Here is a 15,966-nt window from a genome sequence, read left to right on the forward strand (position 1 = left end):
TAAAGGAACATTAATGATTATCTGGCCCACCACATTTTTACAGTAGTTCTTGTAATTGGGTTGGGGCAATTGGAATTCCTTTGTAACTCACCATTAGGATATGTTAACCTGGTGGGAATTGTATTCGGATCGTGTCCGGCAGCATTTCTTGCCAATGCCAGCTTGGGGTAACCCGTTCTGCGGAAGTCATTAAATGCTTCTATGCCATTACCTACCCATGAGATATATTTCTGGGTGATGATCTGCTCAAGCTGTTGTTCCTGAGTTCCCGCCAGGGTTACAACTGTAGGGTTGGTAGCAAAGTAAAGATCGATTGAATCTTTAGTGATACCCACTTTTGACATGTTCGCTCTGATACCAGCCTGATAATAAGTATTGGCATTACCAGCAGTACCCAGCATCAATGCAGATTCAGCCAGAATGAAATTCACCTGAGCATAGGTGACTAAATAAGCAGGGGCTTCGCCAGCGGCGCCAGTTAGGAAAAGCGCATATTTACTTCTTGCATTCTCACTGGGCGATGAAACGGTATTACCGTTATCATAGGACACAAACTGACCTCCTGGTTTTGTAAAGAATTTACTTAACCGTACTGAATCATTCAATTTTGTTTCCATGTCGAGGAAACGCGTGCTCAATATCTGGTCTGTTTTGCGGTTTACCCAATTGAAGCTATAAAGTGGGTTCTGGTTACCTGTGCCGCCAAAAGGTACCTGAAAGTCAAGGCTGTTCGAATTAATATAATTATTAGCGGTCAATACAGCATCGATGGTTGATTTGGCCAGTGCAGGATTCTTGAAAGCAATGGTGTTGGCAAATTTCAACAACAGGGTATTACCCATTCTTTTCCATTTAGCCATGTCGCCACCATATACTATATCATCAGTCTTGGGTTTTAAGATGCTGGTTTTATCCAGATCAGCCATTCCCTCTTTTACCAGATCAAATAAGCTCTTAATACCATCGGCTGAATTACCCTGGTAAATATCCTGTTGCTTATCAAAGCGTGGGTTAAGATAATCTAATCCAAACCCTGCCTGTGAATAAGGCACATCACCCCACAGATCAGTGATCATTGAAAATGCATAGGCCATTTCGAGTTTTGCAACGCCTGCATATTGTGGATTGGTTTCCTGGTTTTCCTTGATCAGTTTTACCAGGTTGTTGATGACACCATTATAAAGCTCCAGATTCCACTGATTATCGAAATAACCTTCGAGTTTGTAGGTATCGTAATCCACAGACTGGGTACCTGTGCCTGCAAGATGTTGTATAATTACAGAAGTGGCCCTGTCAAGATCATTCGTATTGGCAAAAGCGATACCAATGGTAGTTTCCGGCAATAATACGCTTGGTGGAACTTTTTCCGGGTTATTTGGACTTTTATTTACATCCAGGAATTTTTTACAAGCCGAAGCAGAAAATAAAACCGGTATTATCAGAAATAGAATTAGTTTTCTCATACTTGAAATTTTACAAATTATAAGGACACTTTCAAACCAGCACCAACTGTTCTTGCGTTGGGCACACTTTGCAGATCAAGACCACGGATATTACCTGCACCTTGCGTATTCAACTGCGGATCAAAGAATGCATTAGGCGCAATATAGAATACGTTGTTTGCAAATACACCAATCCGGGCGCTTTGGATCTTCAATTTATCCATCAATGAATGAGGCAGATCATAGCCAATTGAGATATCACGCATTCTGAAAGTGGTGGCATCATATACGTTGAACTCACTTTGCAATCCACCAAGCACACCCCAATACGTTTGCGCAGGGATCTGGATGGTGTTGGCAATATAAGTACCCTTGTTATTAGGATCTTCTACTACACCAGGCAGAATATGTGGTTGGTCTCTGTCAACAGCTGTTTCTTTTAACATACCACGACCTTTGTAAGTAGCTGCGGTGAACGATAATACCTGACCGCCTTTGATGAAATCAAATGTAAAAGAAAGAGAAAAGCTCTTTACTTTCAGGGTGTTGGTAAAGCCCAGTTGGTAATCAGGGTTGGGATTAGCCAATACCTGGTTAGCCACAGTTGAAAGGTATGTACCTGTACCAGGGTTGATGATACGGTCGCCAGCAGGCGTTTTGGTGATCAAACCACCCACAATAACACCATAAGGTGATCCTTCCTGAATGGTAGGAATAGAACCGGTAAAGGCACTTCCTGGGATAGCGAAACTGGTAATGCCCGGAGCAATTGAAACCACTTTGTTTCTGATACGGGTGAAGTTTCCTGATACTTCCCAACGAAGGTCGCGGTTATTTATCGCTGTTACGGTTAATAAGGCTTCAATCCCTTTGTTGGTCATTTTACCAACGTTTGAGGTAACACTGCTGTAACCGGTAGATGGCGCCAGACCTACGTCGATGATCTGGTTCTTACTTACCTGGTCAAAATAAGCTACGTCAACGGTAACACGATTTCTAAACAAAGAAGCATTCAAACCAACTTCATATGAAGTGGTGAACTCGGGCTTCAGTGGTTGGTTAGGTCCCAGACGGGTGCTTGCACCAAAACCAGCTACAGTAACTGGTGAAGGTGTACCGGCTGGTGTATAAGTTAATGGGAAATCAAATTGAGCTACGTTGTTACCATATGATCCTTTTGTGTATACACCAGTTAACAGGTAAGGAGGTGCATCACGACCTACAGTAGCAGCGCTCACCCGCACTTTACCATAATTGAGTACGTCTGATTGTAATTGAAACGCATCAGTAAATACGAGGCCTGCACTCACAGAAGGATAGAAGTAAAGGTTCTTGCCTTTAGGCAGGGTTGATGATTGATCGGCCCGGCCTGTCAACTCAAGGAACAAATAGTTATTATAATCGAATGAGGCCTGTGCATAATAACCAACCAACCGTTGCAGGGTGCTGGTTTCCTGAGATCCTACGGTATACACCAGGGCGCTGCTGATATTGGTAAAGTCTGGGATAACAACGTTATTACCTTGCAGTTGCACGCTTTGGAATCTGCGCTGGTTGATGTTATTACCCAATAAACCAGATACGTTCAAGCCTTTTATGATGTCGTTCTTTTTGGCAGTGATGATCAGGTCGCCATTCACTTCGCTGCGGGTAATGGGGTTATCGAGTGTTAAACCCTGTGGCACACGGCCTGAATTCACGGCGAAGATCTGTTTACGACGATCAGTGTATGCATCAACCCCTAAGCGGTAACTAACATTCAACCAGGATGTGATGTCGTAACCCAGGTTGGCAATACCGATCAAACGGTAAAGATTGCTCTTTATAGGATTTTCATACACACCAAAGTATGGGTTCTCAGTTCCTGATACAGCATAGTTGTTGGTGCCATCAAGATTTTTCCAACTTTTATCGCGTTTATATGCCTGCAGATCAACACTACGAGGTACCCCTTGTACAACCGCCAAAGCACTTTGACCATTTCCACCTAACACCCCATCTTGCAAAGTATTGGTAAAGGTAACAGAACCACCCAGTTTAATTTTATCGCGCAATACAGTATTGCCACCAAATTTCACTGAAGCTCTTTTCACACCAGTGTTCGGCATAATACCTTTTTGGTACAGGTAACCGGCAGAAAAAGAAAAGTTCTGTTTGGTATCTCCACTGTTTATAGAAATGTTGTTATCAGAAAGAATTCCGGTTTCGAAGAAATTCTTGATGTTATTAGCATAAGGGTTGTAAGGGATCGAGTCGCCACTGGCCAGGAGCAAGCCATTGGCAATGGTTGCTTTAGAACCAAATTTTGGACCCCATGAGTTACCAGTGCTGTTTACGTATGCACCGTTGGTACCCTGTCCATATTCATTTTGCAGTTTGGGTAAACCGGTAGCGCGTTGAAAGCTTTCATTAGAAGAAACAACGATCTCGGCCCGGCCTTTTTGTCCACTGCCTTTTTTAGTAGTAATGATGATAGCACCGGCTGCAGCCCGTGAACCATATAAAACAGAAGCAGCGGGTCCTTTCAGGATATTGATAGACTCGATGTTGTTCATATCGAGGTCCAGTGCCCGGTTTGGTGGCTGGTTATCACCCAGTGTACCATTGGGACCACCATTGGTTCTATCAACATCATTACTGATGGGAATACCGTCAATAACGAATAAAGGCTGGTTATTTCCGGTAAAGGAAGAGATACCACGGATGTTTATATTTACTGAAGCACCGGCACCACCACTGGCGTTGGTTATGTTTACACCGGCAACTTTACCTTGTAAAGCGTTTGCGATGTTTACCTGTCCGCGATCGTTGAACTGATCGGCTTTCAGGTTCTGAGTAGCATAACCCAGTGAGCGTTTGTCGCGAGAGATACCCAGTGAAGTAACTACTACTTCCTGTAAAGTACTTTGTTTGTGGGTCATCGCAATCAGTATCGATGTTTTGTCGCCGATTGCAATTTCCTGTTCGTCCAGGCCCACAGCTGATATAGTGAGTGTTTTTGAATTGGAAGGGACAGTAAGGGAATAAGATCCATCTTCTTTTGAGGTTGTTCCCAACGAGGTTCCTTTTACAGTAACCGAAGCATTGGGAACCGGGTTTCCACTTTCATCAGTTACCTTCCCGGTAATTGTTTTGGATTGGGCAAGTAGTTGTCCATACAGGAGTAACATGCCGCATAGTAGCATTAGAATTTTTCTCATCTCAATTTTTTTTTGGTTGTCTAGTGAATAGGACTTCGGTATTAATGGCTGCGGATTTAACTGGAAAAGGTTTACATAAAAAACAGACTTATATGAAATAGGTCACAAAAGGGAAGAATGCTGTATTTACCTTTCTAAAAGATTAGATCTCAGCAGGAGCAAAAAAATTTGAACCTACTGCGGTTTGCGTGTAAGACAGTTTCAACAGCCTTTCTGATCTATTTCTGATTTAAACTTAATTGTTGATAACCATGCGTTTTAAAACGGTAGTGCTATATATGACCTCAATGCCGCTGGCTACAGGTGAATGCACCGGAAACGGCATCATGTAGTGCTAATCGTTTAAGAATACTTGCGTTTAGAGTGAAGCGTACGGAAGCTGTGAGAAGGGGGGTACATAGTAACTTTCTCATATATGGTCGGTTTTATAGACTATAGTTTGGTTGTTTTTCGTGACTCAGGCCTGTGTATACAATCAGGACATAAAATAATAATAAGTGCTGCTTTTTTTCTAATGAATTCATTAACTACTTATCATGTATTCAAATTTTCGCACACAGATACTATTTAATCATCATATTACCTAATTTGGGCCAATTTGAATGCAAATAAAACTCAATTTGAGTTTACTTGTGCATTTTCCACATAAAAGCGGCGTGAATATACCCAAAAAAACGAGGCTGCTCCGTTTTTTGGAGCAGCCTCGGGTTGCTAGTAAGACCGTTTTAGACTTATTAAGGTTTTCTATTGATTGTCTTTACATAGTTTATTTAGGTCCAGCTCAGTTGAAGAGATAGGCCAAATGTATTGTCTGTTATTGGCATCAATGGCTGGCACTGTAGCAGATGTACTTACTTTGGCAGGAATGGTGAGGCCTAACCGCAAAAGGTCGGAGCTTCTGAGGCCTTCACCTAAGAATTCAATCCGCCGTTCTGTTAATAAAACATTGATCAGGTCACTGGGGGAAGCAAAATCGGCTACTGTATAAGTTTTGGCTGCATCTGACCGGTTGTGCACCGCATTTAATAAAGCCACAGCCTGTGCATCTACAGTGGTTGAATTCCGTTGCCGGGCTTCAGCCAGGTTCAATAGTACTTCTGCGTACCTGATCACCGGTACATAATCGGTGTAGGGTGTAGGCGCAGCGTACTTGACCAGCCATTGTTTTTTGCTTGTTCCTGATCCGGTAGTTTTTACAAAAGCACGCCGGGTATCGGTAGCTGACCAAACGGTTGTATTACCTGCAATACCGCTGGGGTTCAATGAATATTCTGCATTGCCAACCCCACCCGAGGAAGAAACTGGTGAATAATAATAGGCCAGCTGGTTTTGGGTGCCGGGAAAATCTCCTGTTGTGGAGGTCATCGGCATTGAAAAGATGGATTCAGTAGTATTATACGTAGAAAATACTTTAGTGACATCTGACTGCAAAGCATTTGCAACCCCCGTTTTGGCGCTAAAGGGTGCGGCCGCGGTAACTATCTTATTGGCCTCGGCAATAACCTCGGGATATTTTTGCATGCTTAGGTACATTCTTGTTTTCAAGGCAATTACCGTATTGCGATGCGCCCTGGTTGTATTTAATTCTGAAGTACCATATACAAGAGGTAAATTGGCTTCTGCGTAATTAAAGTCGTTCAGGATCTGCGTGTATACCTGCGCTACTGTACTACGTGCCAACTGATATTCAGCCCGCAGTTTATTACCGGTTAAGCGAATGGGTAACCCATCTTTACTGCCATTGCCATCCCAGTAAGGCCGGGCATATAATTGCAACAGACTATAATAGGAAAGGCCGCGAATAAACCTGGCTTCTGCCAGGTAATTTTTAGACACAGAGTCGCCCACTACTGCGTTTCCCTGGGCATCCATCCCTTCTAAAAAAATGTTACAGTTATTGATGGCCAGGTAGGCTTGTGCCCAAAGGCCATTTACTTCTGCTACCGTATTGGTCAATGTATGGTTCCAGGTTTGTAAACCGGTAACCCCATTAGTTCTTTCGTTCAGGAATTCCTCCGATCTGATATCGCTGTAGATCAAATAACGCCCGCCGTAGAATTGGCCATTTTTAAAACTGGTGTACAATGACCGCAGCTGGTTTAAGATCTGTTCTTTTGATGTATACACGTTCATATCAGGGATATCCGCAGTAGGTTTGGTATCCATCAGATCGCCGCGTTTGCAGGAGTTTATCAATACCCCCATCAAACAAGCAAATACAATATAATTAAGATGTTGTTTCATTTTACCTGGTTTTGCTTTTAGAAGAAAAGGCGCCTAGAGCCCGAGTTTCAAGCCAAGAGTAACGGTTCTGCCATTAGCAACCTGGTTTCTGTCGATGCCCTGGTTGGCAGCATTATTTCCGTTCGTTGAAGTTTCCGGATCCGGGCCAGGGTATTTGGTCCATATGTGCAGATTTTGACCACTTATATAGAACCGGGCGCTGTTGACCTTTATTCTCTCAAGGACCGATTTGGGCATATTATACGAGAGGGTAATATTACGCAGCTTCAGAAAATCGCCTTTATACATATGTATATCCAGCGGCACGGCCGATCCATTCGAATAGTTATCGCCAAATACGTTCTTTGGCATATCGGTAATATCATCCGCTTTTGTCCAGGCTCTTAACACCGCCTTTTCGTTGTTCCAGTAACGATAGTCCCGCAATCCGGCTTCGGTCCCATAATATACATAGAAACCGAGCTGATAGGTTAGCAATACATTCAATTCAAAATTCTTGTAATTGAATGTATTCTCCAGGCCGCCGATCTGTTTGGGGACGGTGTTCTGTTGGATCCTTCTGTCTGTGGTTGAAATAGCCGGGGCTGCAGTGCCATCGGCATATTGCCAGGTGGGATATGAATAATAAACCTCTTTTCCATCTGCATTAATGAAGATCCTTCTACCCGTTGCCTGATCAACGCCCTTGGTTGGGATCAGATATAATGTACCTATGCTATAGCCAGGTTGGGTAATGCTTACGGCCTCATTGGTAGTGGAACCGGCTGGTGAGGTTACTATAATAAAGGGTAAGCCTGGTGCCAGCGCAGTTACCTCGTTTTTATTGATGCTTACGTTAAAAAAGGTACTCCAGCTGAAATCTTTTCCCTGAATTATATTGGCATTGACGCCAAATTCAAACCCTTTGTTATACATGCTGCCCACGTTCGTTCTAATGGCATTGGGAATACCAGCAGATGGCACCTGTGTTACATCGAGTACCAATCCGTCGATGTTGTTCTTATAATAGGAGAACTCACCCGTGATGCGTTCACCCAGGATACCGAAATTCAAACCTACGTCTGATTTCTTACTTGTTTCCCAGGTAAGATCAGGGTTGCCTGATTTGTTATAACCGATGGTTGGCTGACCGCCATATAGACCGGGTGAATAAGTGTTGAAAGACTCATAATTACCTATTCCACTGATGTTACCTACTTTACCATAGCTGCCACGGAATTTGAAACTGCTGAACACTTTATCAAGACCGGCAGATGTCCAGAAACCTTCTTTGGTTATTTCCCAACCGGCCGATACGCCCCAGAACACCCCTTTTCGTGCAGTATATCCCAGTCCTGAAAATTCATCCTGGCGCAGGTTACCACTCAGGTAGTATTTCCTGGCGAAATTGTAATTGATACGGCCAAACTGGGAGTACAGGTAATTCGATCCTACAGACAACAAAAACGGGTTATTCACGGTATAACCACCCTGTGTATTTGTAAAATAAGGATCAGAAATAGATTGTCTTGAAAGCCCGAACCCTTCACCGATTGTTCGTTGATCTTCGATACCAGCCAACAGTCCGAGGGTATGGTCTTCCCCAAATGATTTATCTATAGATAACGTATTTGTCCAAATGCTGCGTTTGTTTTTACCCAGGGCACTTTGTGCAAGCCCATTAGTGCCATAGCCTTCGCCACTAATAGCGTCAAAGAAGATCTGGTTATCGGCATACAGGTAGTCAATACCATACAGCGATTTCAGGGTTAGCCATTTTAACGGTTTTATCTGTACATAGCCATTCGCCTGAACATGGTTTATCTCCGTATTGCTGCGGTTCTTGTCTAACGATACAACAGGGTTATAGATACCAACGGTCTGTTTATTACCCATTGCACCAATATTGCCAGAGACGGTATTATAGGTACCGTCGTTATTATAAGGTGAAATACTGGGCGCTGTTAAAATGGCAAGACGACCTAACCCACCGGAATTAAATGCTTCACCGGGCAATGAACCAGAACTTACCGCCGCCAGGTTATCTTCATTGGAGTAGGAGATCTTGGCGCCGGTTGAAATGATGCTGTTCACTTTATGGTCTATATTGAACAAGACCGATTTCCGCCTGAATTCATTTCGTTTTACAATACCCTGCTGATTGGTATAGCCTAATGAAAAATAATAGTTGGTACTTTCTGTAGCTCCTGAAACACTAATGGAGTTGCTGTGGCTGATGCCGGTACGGTAAATATAATCGTACCATCTTGTGTCAATGGGGTTGCCATCGGGGCCGTTCGTTAATGCAAAATAGTTGGTACTGGCATTATAGGTTTTGGCATTCACCAACCCCTGGTTCTTAAAATCGGTATATTCCTGCGCATTTAACAGTTCTGGTAAGCGCTGCACTTTTGTCCAGCCCACCCAACCATCGTACGATACGCGGGCGCGGCCCATTTTTCCTTTTTTGGTAGTGATGAACACAACGCCATTGGCAGCGCGGCTTCCATAAATGGCCGATGCAGCAGCATCTTTAGCAATGTCTATGCTTTCAATATCACTTGGATTGATGCTCGCCAGCGCATTGGCGCCAGCATTGGTACCGCTGAAGTCGCCGGTAAAAGTGGGTACCCCATCAATTACCACAAGCGGATAGGAACTTAAGGAGATGGAATTGGTTCCCCTGATCCTGAACACCGGCGGATTGTTCACAATACCATTCGGTACTGTTATTTGCACGCCTGTTGCCCGGCCACCCAATGCTGCTTCAAAGCTTTGTATGGGCTTATCTGCAATGGAAACGCCTTTAACGGTGGCCACGTTTCCGGTGGCTTCTTTCCTTTTCTGTGTTCCATAACCTACTACAACCACCTCGGCAAGGTTCCTTTCAGCCGACTCCATTCGGGCATTGATCACGCCCTTATCGCCAATGGTAACTTCCACATCATTCATTCCAACCGCGGAGAACTTAATGATCCTGGAACCGGCAGGAACACTCATGGAGAACATGCCATCTGCATTCGTAGTGGTGCCGTTACTTGTTCCTTTAATAATTACTGAAGTGTTTGGGATGGGGCTTCCGTCTGAGGCAGTGACCCTTCCCGTTAGTGTACGGGTTTGCGCTTGCAGCAGGCAGGTGCTTGCCCCTACTGCAAGTAGCAGTAAAAGAAATTTTCTCATGTGTGACTTTTTAAACAGTTAGTATACTTGGTAAGTAAATATAACTAAAAGCACACATGGTAACTTCAATTATTTTCCCCGATCGGCTATTTTTTTATCATTGTCATAAGCAAAGCAGGTAAAAATATCAGGTTGGTCAACGTTGCCAGTATGAGAGTAAGCGACGTAAGCCAACCCAACGCCTGCGTACCACCGAATCCGCTAAAACAGAAAATAACAAATCCGGCGATGAGTACCAGCGAAGTATAAATGATACTTATACCTGTTTTATGAATGGTGTCAATCACCAGTTCATGTGAGGTCTTTTTACTATTTATGGAGAGCTCTTGTTTGTAATTTACTAAGAACCTTATGGTTATGTCGATGGCGATGCCTAACGCTACCGAAAATACCAAAACGGTAGAAGGTTTAATGGCCACACCTGCCCATCCCATTACCCCAGCCGTGATGATCAGCGGAATAATATTGGGTATAAGGGAACAAATTAAGATTTTAAACGATCTGAACAGGTACAACATACAAAGGGCAATAAGCAGGAACGCCCACATAATGCTTTCCTTCAACCCATTGATGATAAAGGCGCTGCCTTCGAGGAAGGTAATACTGGTACCAGTAAACTCTACATGGTATTTAGAAGTATCGAATAACTGGCGGCTGCGGTCTTCAATAGTGCTGATCAATTCAGGTAAACGTTTGCTACCTACATCTTTCATACTAACGCTTATACGCGCCAGCCGGCGATTGCTATCCATAAAGGAGGCCACCACCCGGTTAAAGTTGTTTGACTTGCCACTGCTATCGGCTGATGCTTTAGCACTGAGGTATTGCGATAAAAAGAGGAGATCAGCTTCATTAGGAGCCTTGTAAGCGCTGCTATCACCATTATAATAAGCCTGACGGGCAAATTTCAACCCCTCTACTATCGACAGGGGCCGGGCCATTTCGGGCTGTGCAGTGATGAACTGTGATAAAGAATCTATCCGGGCAAAGGTTTGTACCGGACTCCGTCGCAATCCCTGTTTCTGTTTGGTATCTATCACAATTTCGAGCGGCATTACCCCTCTGAAATGTTCTTCAAAATATTTAAGGTCCTTATAGATCTTATCCGTTTTTGGCAGGTCATCTACTATAAATCCTACTGATTTCAACCGGAACATACCTGCAACAGATGCCAGTAATATAATGGCCGTTACTCCGTAGATCAGTTTTTTGTGATTCGATGACCAGCGTTCGAGGCTATCCAGAATCGCTAGCAGCCATTTGTTCTCTAAATACTTTGTATGCCGCTTTTTAGGATCAGGCAAAAGACTCAGTACCGCTGGTATGAACATGATGGAGATAAAGAACAAGGCCATGATGTTGAAACCTGCTACGATCCCGAATTCCTTCAATACCGCGCTTTTGGTAAGGCCAAACACAGCAAAACCGATGGCAGCGGCTATATTACAAAACAGGGTTACAACTCCCATGCGGCTGATCATGGCGGTTAAAGCCACCCGTTTTCTGCTTTCATTGGTGAAAACCTCGCTATTGATATCGTTGTAAGCCGTGTGATATTTATTCAGGAAGTATATACAATTGGGGATACCAATTACCACTATCAATGGAGGTATTACGCCTGTTAACAGGGTGATCTTATATCCCATCCATTCAATGGTACCCATACACCATATTACCCCAATGATCACTACTGCCAGCGACATGAGGGTAGCACTGAAGCTGCGGAAGAAGATCAATAATATAATAGCAGAGAGAATAAGCGAGCCCAGCAGGAACCATTGCATTTCGGAAGCCACTTTGGTTGCCAGGTTGGTACGGATCAATGGCAGACCGCTGTAATGCATTTCAAGGTTATGCTTTTTACCAAATGCATCGGCTATTGCAACAATTTCAGTTACTACTTTATTTCTTCCTTTTGAGTTCAGTACGTCTTTATTAATTCGGATACCCATCATGTAGGTATTGGACGTAGGGTCAAACAACAAACCCTGGTAAAATGGCAAACTGTAAAAGAGTTTAGCCATGCTATCCAGCTCAGGTTGTGTGAGCTGTCTGCCAGGGAAAACCGGTACGCCATTCAATTTTTCGTTGGTAGTATCTTTTACCAGGTTGGTAGCGGCCGGTACACTCAACACATCTTCCACCGCATTCACTCCTTTTATTTGTTTGGCCAGTGCAGCATAATCATTAAATACATCAGCCTGAAACAGTTTGTCGGTAGTGATACCAATGGCCATCAAATTGCCGTCTTCCCCAAACTGACTGCGGAATGCCTGGTAGGCCTGGTATTTGGGATTATCGGTTGGAATAGCTCTTGCAAACTCATAGCTCATTTGAACTTTGGAAGCGTGATAGCCCATTAAACCGGTTAAAGCCAGTAAGAGGATCAATAACATCCAGCGTGACCGTAAAATGAACCGGGCGATTTTTTCCCACATGTAGAATATAGAATTTACTGCTAAGAATATTAATTATTGGCAGCAAAGAAACTCATTTTAACAGGATTAAGGAAGTTTATTTACCGCCAATAAAAGCCCCTAACAAACTTTTAATGTCAATGAATTAAGAAACCTTTTTTTTATAATATGGCAGCTTGTCACAGAAACAGGTGCTATATTAAAATAGGCCCTTTAGTACGCATTTTTGTCATCCTTTAGTATAAAGGCCGCCATATTTAATATCAGGGAAATTCTTTAGCAATGGTCCGGCCCATGTATATTACTAATTCAACCACATATAATTACCTTTGAAAACTATGCTACAACGCATCCTGGCCTTTTATTGCGCGGCGCTCACCATTCCGTTTGTTTCGCTGGCACAATTTCAGCCAATAGGTCAATGGCGGGATCACCTACCTTACCAACAGGTAACTGCCGTTACTTATACCAATGGTAAAATATGGGCCGCTACTCCGTATAGTTTATTTTCTGTTGAGGTGGTCGATAACACCATCGAACGCTGGAGCCGCACCAATGGTTTGGCCGAAACCGGCATCAGCGCTATGGGCGCCGAACCAAACGGCCAGCGGGTGGTAATTGCTTACAATAACAGCAATATTGATGTATTGGTTGAAGACAAGCTCATCAATATTAATTCCTTAAAGAATGCCAGTATAGCAGGCGATAAAACAGTAAAGACAGTATACATTGATCAGCAACTGGCTTATCTGGCTACAGGTATAGGTATTGTGGTGATCAACCTTGATAAATACGAAATAAAAGATACCTACATCATTGGGAATGGCGGTTCAAAGGTGGCAGTAAATGCTATTACCAGCAATGGGAATACGGTTTATGCAGCTACCAGCGAAGGACTAAAGAAAGCACCCGCGAACGCCAATCTCGCGGATTTCCGCAACTGGCAATTGGTTTCTGGCAGCAATGGTTTACCTGCCGGCAATGTACAGGCATTGGCATCCATTCAAAACAATGTAGTGGCGGTAAGAAACGATTCGTTGTGGTTACAAACCGGCAACGCCTGGAGTTTATTATACCGCGATGGCTGGACCATCAGAAATTGCACCGTATCAAATAACAAAATACTCCTTAGCGAAACCAATAACAACACGGGCCGGATAGTGGTGCTTACGGCTACCGGAACAACCGATCAAACAATCCTGGACGCACAACTCACCGCCGCGCCGCGACAGGCAATTATTTACCAAAATGAATACTATATAGCAGATACGTTGGCGGGTTTATCGAATTACAGCGGCAATGCATTTCACCGATTGTTGCCCGATGCGCCGCCCGCAATAGCTACCGGCAGTATGCAGGCGCTCCATAATACCATATGGGCAACAGCTGGCGCTGTAAACACCAATTGGGAAGCGCTCAATAATAAAAACGGTTTGTTCTCATTTACTGATAACACCTGGAATTACTTCAATGGTTCACGTTTTCCCAAGCTGGATTCACTTACCGATCTGGTAGCTGTAGCCGCTGATCCCGTCGATGAAAGCGTATGGGCCGGTTCATTTGGCGGCGGATTGGTGAACATCAAAAAAGATAATTCCATCAACATCTTCAAACAAAACTCCCCTGTTCAACCAACCTATTTTAATGCAAAAAGTTACCGGGTCAGCGGTCTTGCTTTTGATGCCGATAATAATTTATGGGTAGCCAATTATGGCGGACTGAACCCCCTGCTGGTTAAAAAAGGAGATGGCAGCTGGCTGTCGTTTATTATTCCCTTTGCCCTGCCAGAGCAGGCCGTTTCGCAAATAGTGATCGATGATAATAACCAGAAATGGATTGTGCTGCCTAAGAACAATGGCCTTGCCTGTTTTAATCATGGCCAAAACATCGACAACCCCGGCGATGATCAATGGAAATTTTTCCGCAGTGGAAAAGGGAACGGCAACCTGCCGGATAATGATGTACGGTGTATTGCAAAAGACAAAAACAACTTTATCTGGGTGGGCACTGCCAAAGGCATTGGCGTTATTCAATGCACACAACAGGCTGTGACAAACAATGGCTGCGATGCGGTGTTACCTATTGTTCAGCAGGATAACTTTGCAGGATATTTGTTTAGCGACGAACAGGTACAAACCATTGCTGTGGATGGCGCCGATCGCAAATGGGTAGGTACACAAAATGGCGTATGGCTATTAAGTGCCGATGCCAGTAAGATCATTTACCGGTTTACAGTAAGTAATAGTCCATTATTGAGCAATGATGTAAAACAGATTGCCATCGATGGCAAAACCGGTGAAGTATTTTTTGCTACCGCCAAAGGCATTTGTTCGTTTCGCAGCACGGCTACAGAAACAAAAGAGACCAATAGTGACGTATTGGTATTCCCCAATCCTGTGCCACCGGGTTATACCGGTACCATTGCCATCAGAGGCGTACCTAACAATGCCATTGTAAAGATCACTGAACTGAATGGCAGGTTGGTATATCAAACAAAGGCGCTTGGCAGCCAGGCCATTTGGAATGGTAAAGATTATAATGGCCGCAGTATCTCATCTGGTGTTTACCTGGTATTGGCCAGCGATGAAGAACACCAACAAAAACTGGTCACCAAAATTGTATTCATTCAAAAATGACACTCCATAATACCAAGGGCATTGTATTACGAACCGTGAAATATGGCGAGACCAGCGTCATCGTTACTATTTTCACGGAGTTGTTCGGCATACAATCGTATATAGTAAATGGGGTGCGTACTTCCAGCAAAAAAGGCAGCGGCAAGGCCAACCTGTTTCAGCCAGGCGCCATCCTTGACCTTACGGCTTATCATAACGAGTTGCATCATCTGCAACGCCTGCGTGAGTTTAAATGGGGCTATTTATACCAGCATATCTTTTTTGATGTGGTAAAAAACTCTGTGGCTTTGTTCATGGTGGAATTGTTGTCGAAAACACTCAAGCAACCGGAAGCGAACCCTGAGTTGTTCTATTTTGCTGAAGATGCGTTTATACATCTTGATAAGGCAGATGTACAGATAGCGGGTAATTTCCCCTTATACTTTGCCCTGCACCTGGCTTCGTTCTATGGGTTCCGTTTTAGCGATAAGTATACCGATCAAACCACCTATCTCGATCTGCAGGAAGGAGAATTTGTACACGAGCATCCGGTCCATCCCCATTTTTTATCATACCCTTACAGTTATATCACGTCACAATTACTCAAGGCAATGCAGCCTCATGAATTGTCGCAGATAAAACTCAACCAGGAAACCCGGCGCATATTGTTACAGGCTTATCAAACCTATTATGTGTTGCACTTTGCAGATTTCGGGATCATGAAAACGTTACCTGTTTTACAGGAAGTGCTAGGTTAAAGAATATGCATGCAAAGAACTGCCGTACGAAATACAAAGGTACCCCTTCCCTCCATTCGATATTTCTATCATGTGACGGGCTTCGGGAACCGCTGTGATGACTCGAGAAGAACGGTGTGACGAATGGTAAT

Annotated in this window: 7 protein-coding genes; 2 read left to right on the forward strand and 5 right to left on the reverse strand. The window is 43.7% G+C overall.

The features are described 5' to 3' along the window. Positions 1–17 precede the first annotated feature (17 nt). The 5 genes from J7I42_RS02850 to J7I42_RS02870 all read right to left on the reverse strand — a co-directional run bounded on the left by J7I42_RS02850 (position 18) and on the right by J7I42_RS02870 (position 12,483). Positions 18–1,463 (reverse strand): SusD/RagB family nutrient-binding outer membrane lipoprotein, encoded by a 1,446-nt coding sequence (locus tag J7I42_RS02850; RefSeq protein ID WP_209137259.1) that lies wholly within the window; start codon positions 1,461–1,463, stop codon positions 18–20. 17 nt (positions 1,464–1,480) lie between these two features. Next, the gene (locus tag J7I42_RS02855) at positions 1,481–4,642 is read right to left on the reverse strand and encodes a SusC/RagA family TonB-linked outer membrane protein (protein ID WP_209137260.1); all 3,162 of its coding nucleotides are present in this window, start codon (positions 4,640–4,642) and stop codon (positions 1,481–1,483) included. Positions 4,643–5,386: 744 nt separating this feature from the next. Further along, the gene (locus tag J7I42_RS02860; protein WP_209137261.1) at positions 5,387–6,886 is read right to left on the reverse strand and encodes a RagB/SusD family nutrient uptake outer membrane protein; all 1,500 of its coding nucleotides are present in this window, start codon (positions 6,884–6,886) and stop codon (positions 5,387–5,389) included. Positions 6,887–6,919: 33 nt separating this feature from the next. After that, complete coding sequence (locus J7I42_RS02865) at positions 6,920–10,045, reverse strand: SusC/RagA family TonB-linked outer membrane protein (RefSeq protein ID WP_209137262.1); 3,126 nt, start codon at positions 10,043–10,045, stop codon at positions 6,920–6,922. Between the two features lie 86 nt (positions 10,046–10,131). After that, positions 10,132–12,483: an efflux RND transporter permease subunit gene (locus tag J7I42_RS02870; protein WP_209137263.1), complete on the reverse strand. Its 2,352-nt coding sequence runs from the start codon at positions 12,481–12,483 to the stop codon at positions 10,132–10,134. A 317-nt stretch (positions 12,484–12,800) separates the two neighbouring features. On the opposite strand from J7I42_RS02870, the gene porZ reads away from it, so the two are divergent. Next, entirely contained in the window at positions 12,801–15,098 is a 2,298-nt protein-coding gene (gene porZ, locus J7I42_RS02875) for a type IX secretion system anionic LPS delivery protein PorZ (RefSeq protein ID WP_209137264.1), read from the forward strand. After that, positions 15,095–15,835 carry a DNA repair protein RecO gene (gene recO, locus J7I42_RS02880; RefSeq protein WP_209137265.1) on the forward strand — a complete coding sequence of 247 codons (741 nt, stop codon included), beginning with the start codon at positions 15,095–15,097 and terminating at the stop codon, positions 15,833–15,835. The genes porZ and recO overlap by 4 nt, the downstream gene beginning before the upstream one ends. The last annotated feature ends 131 nt before the right edge of the window (positions 15,836–15,966 follow it).

Origin of the sequence: Niastella soli, assembly GCF_017742245.1 — a bacterium.
Classification (GTDB): domain Bacteria; phylum Bacteroidota; class Bacteroidia; order Chitinophagales; family Chitinophagaceae; genus Niastella; species Niastella soli.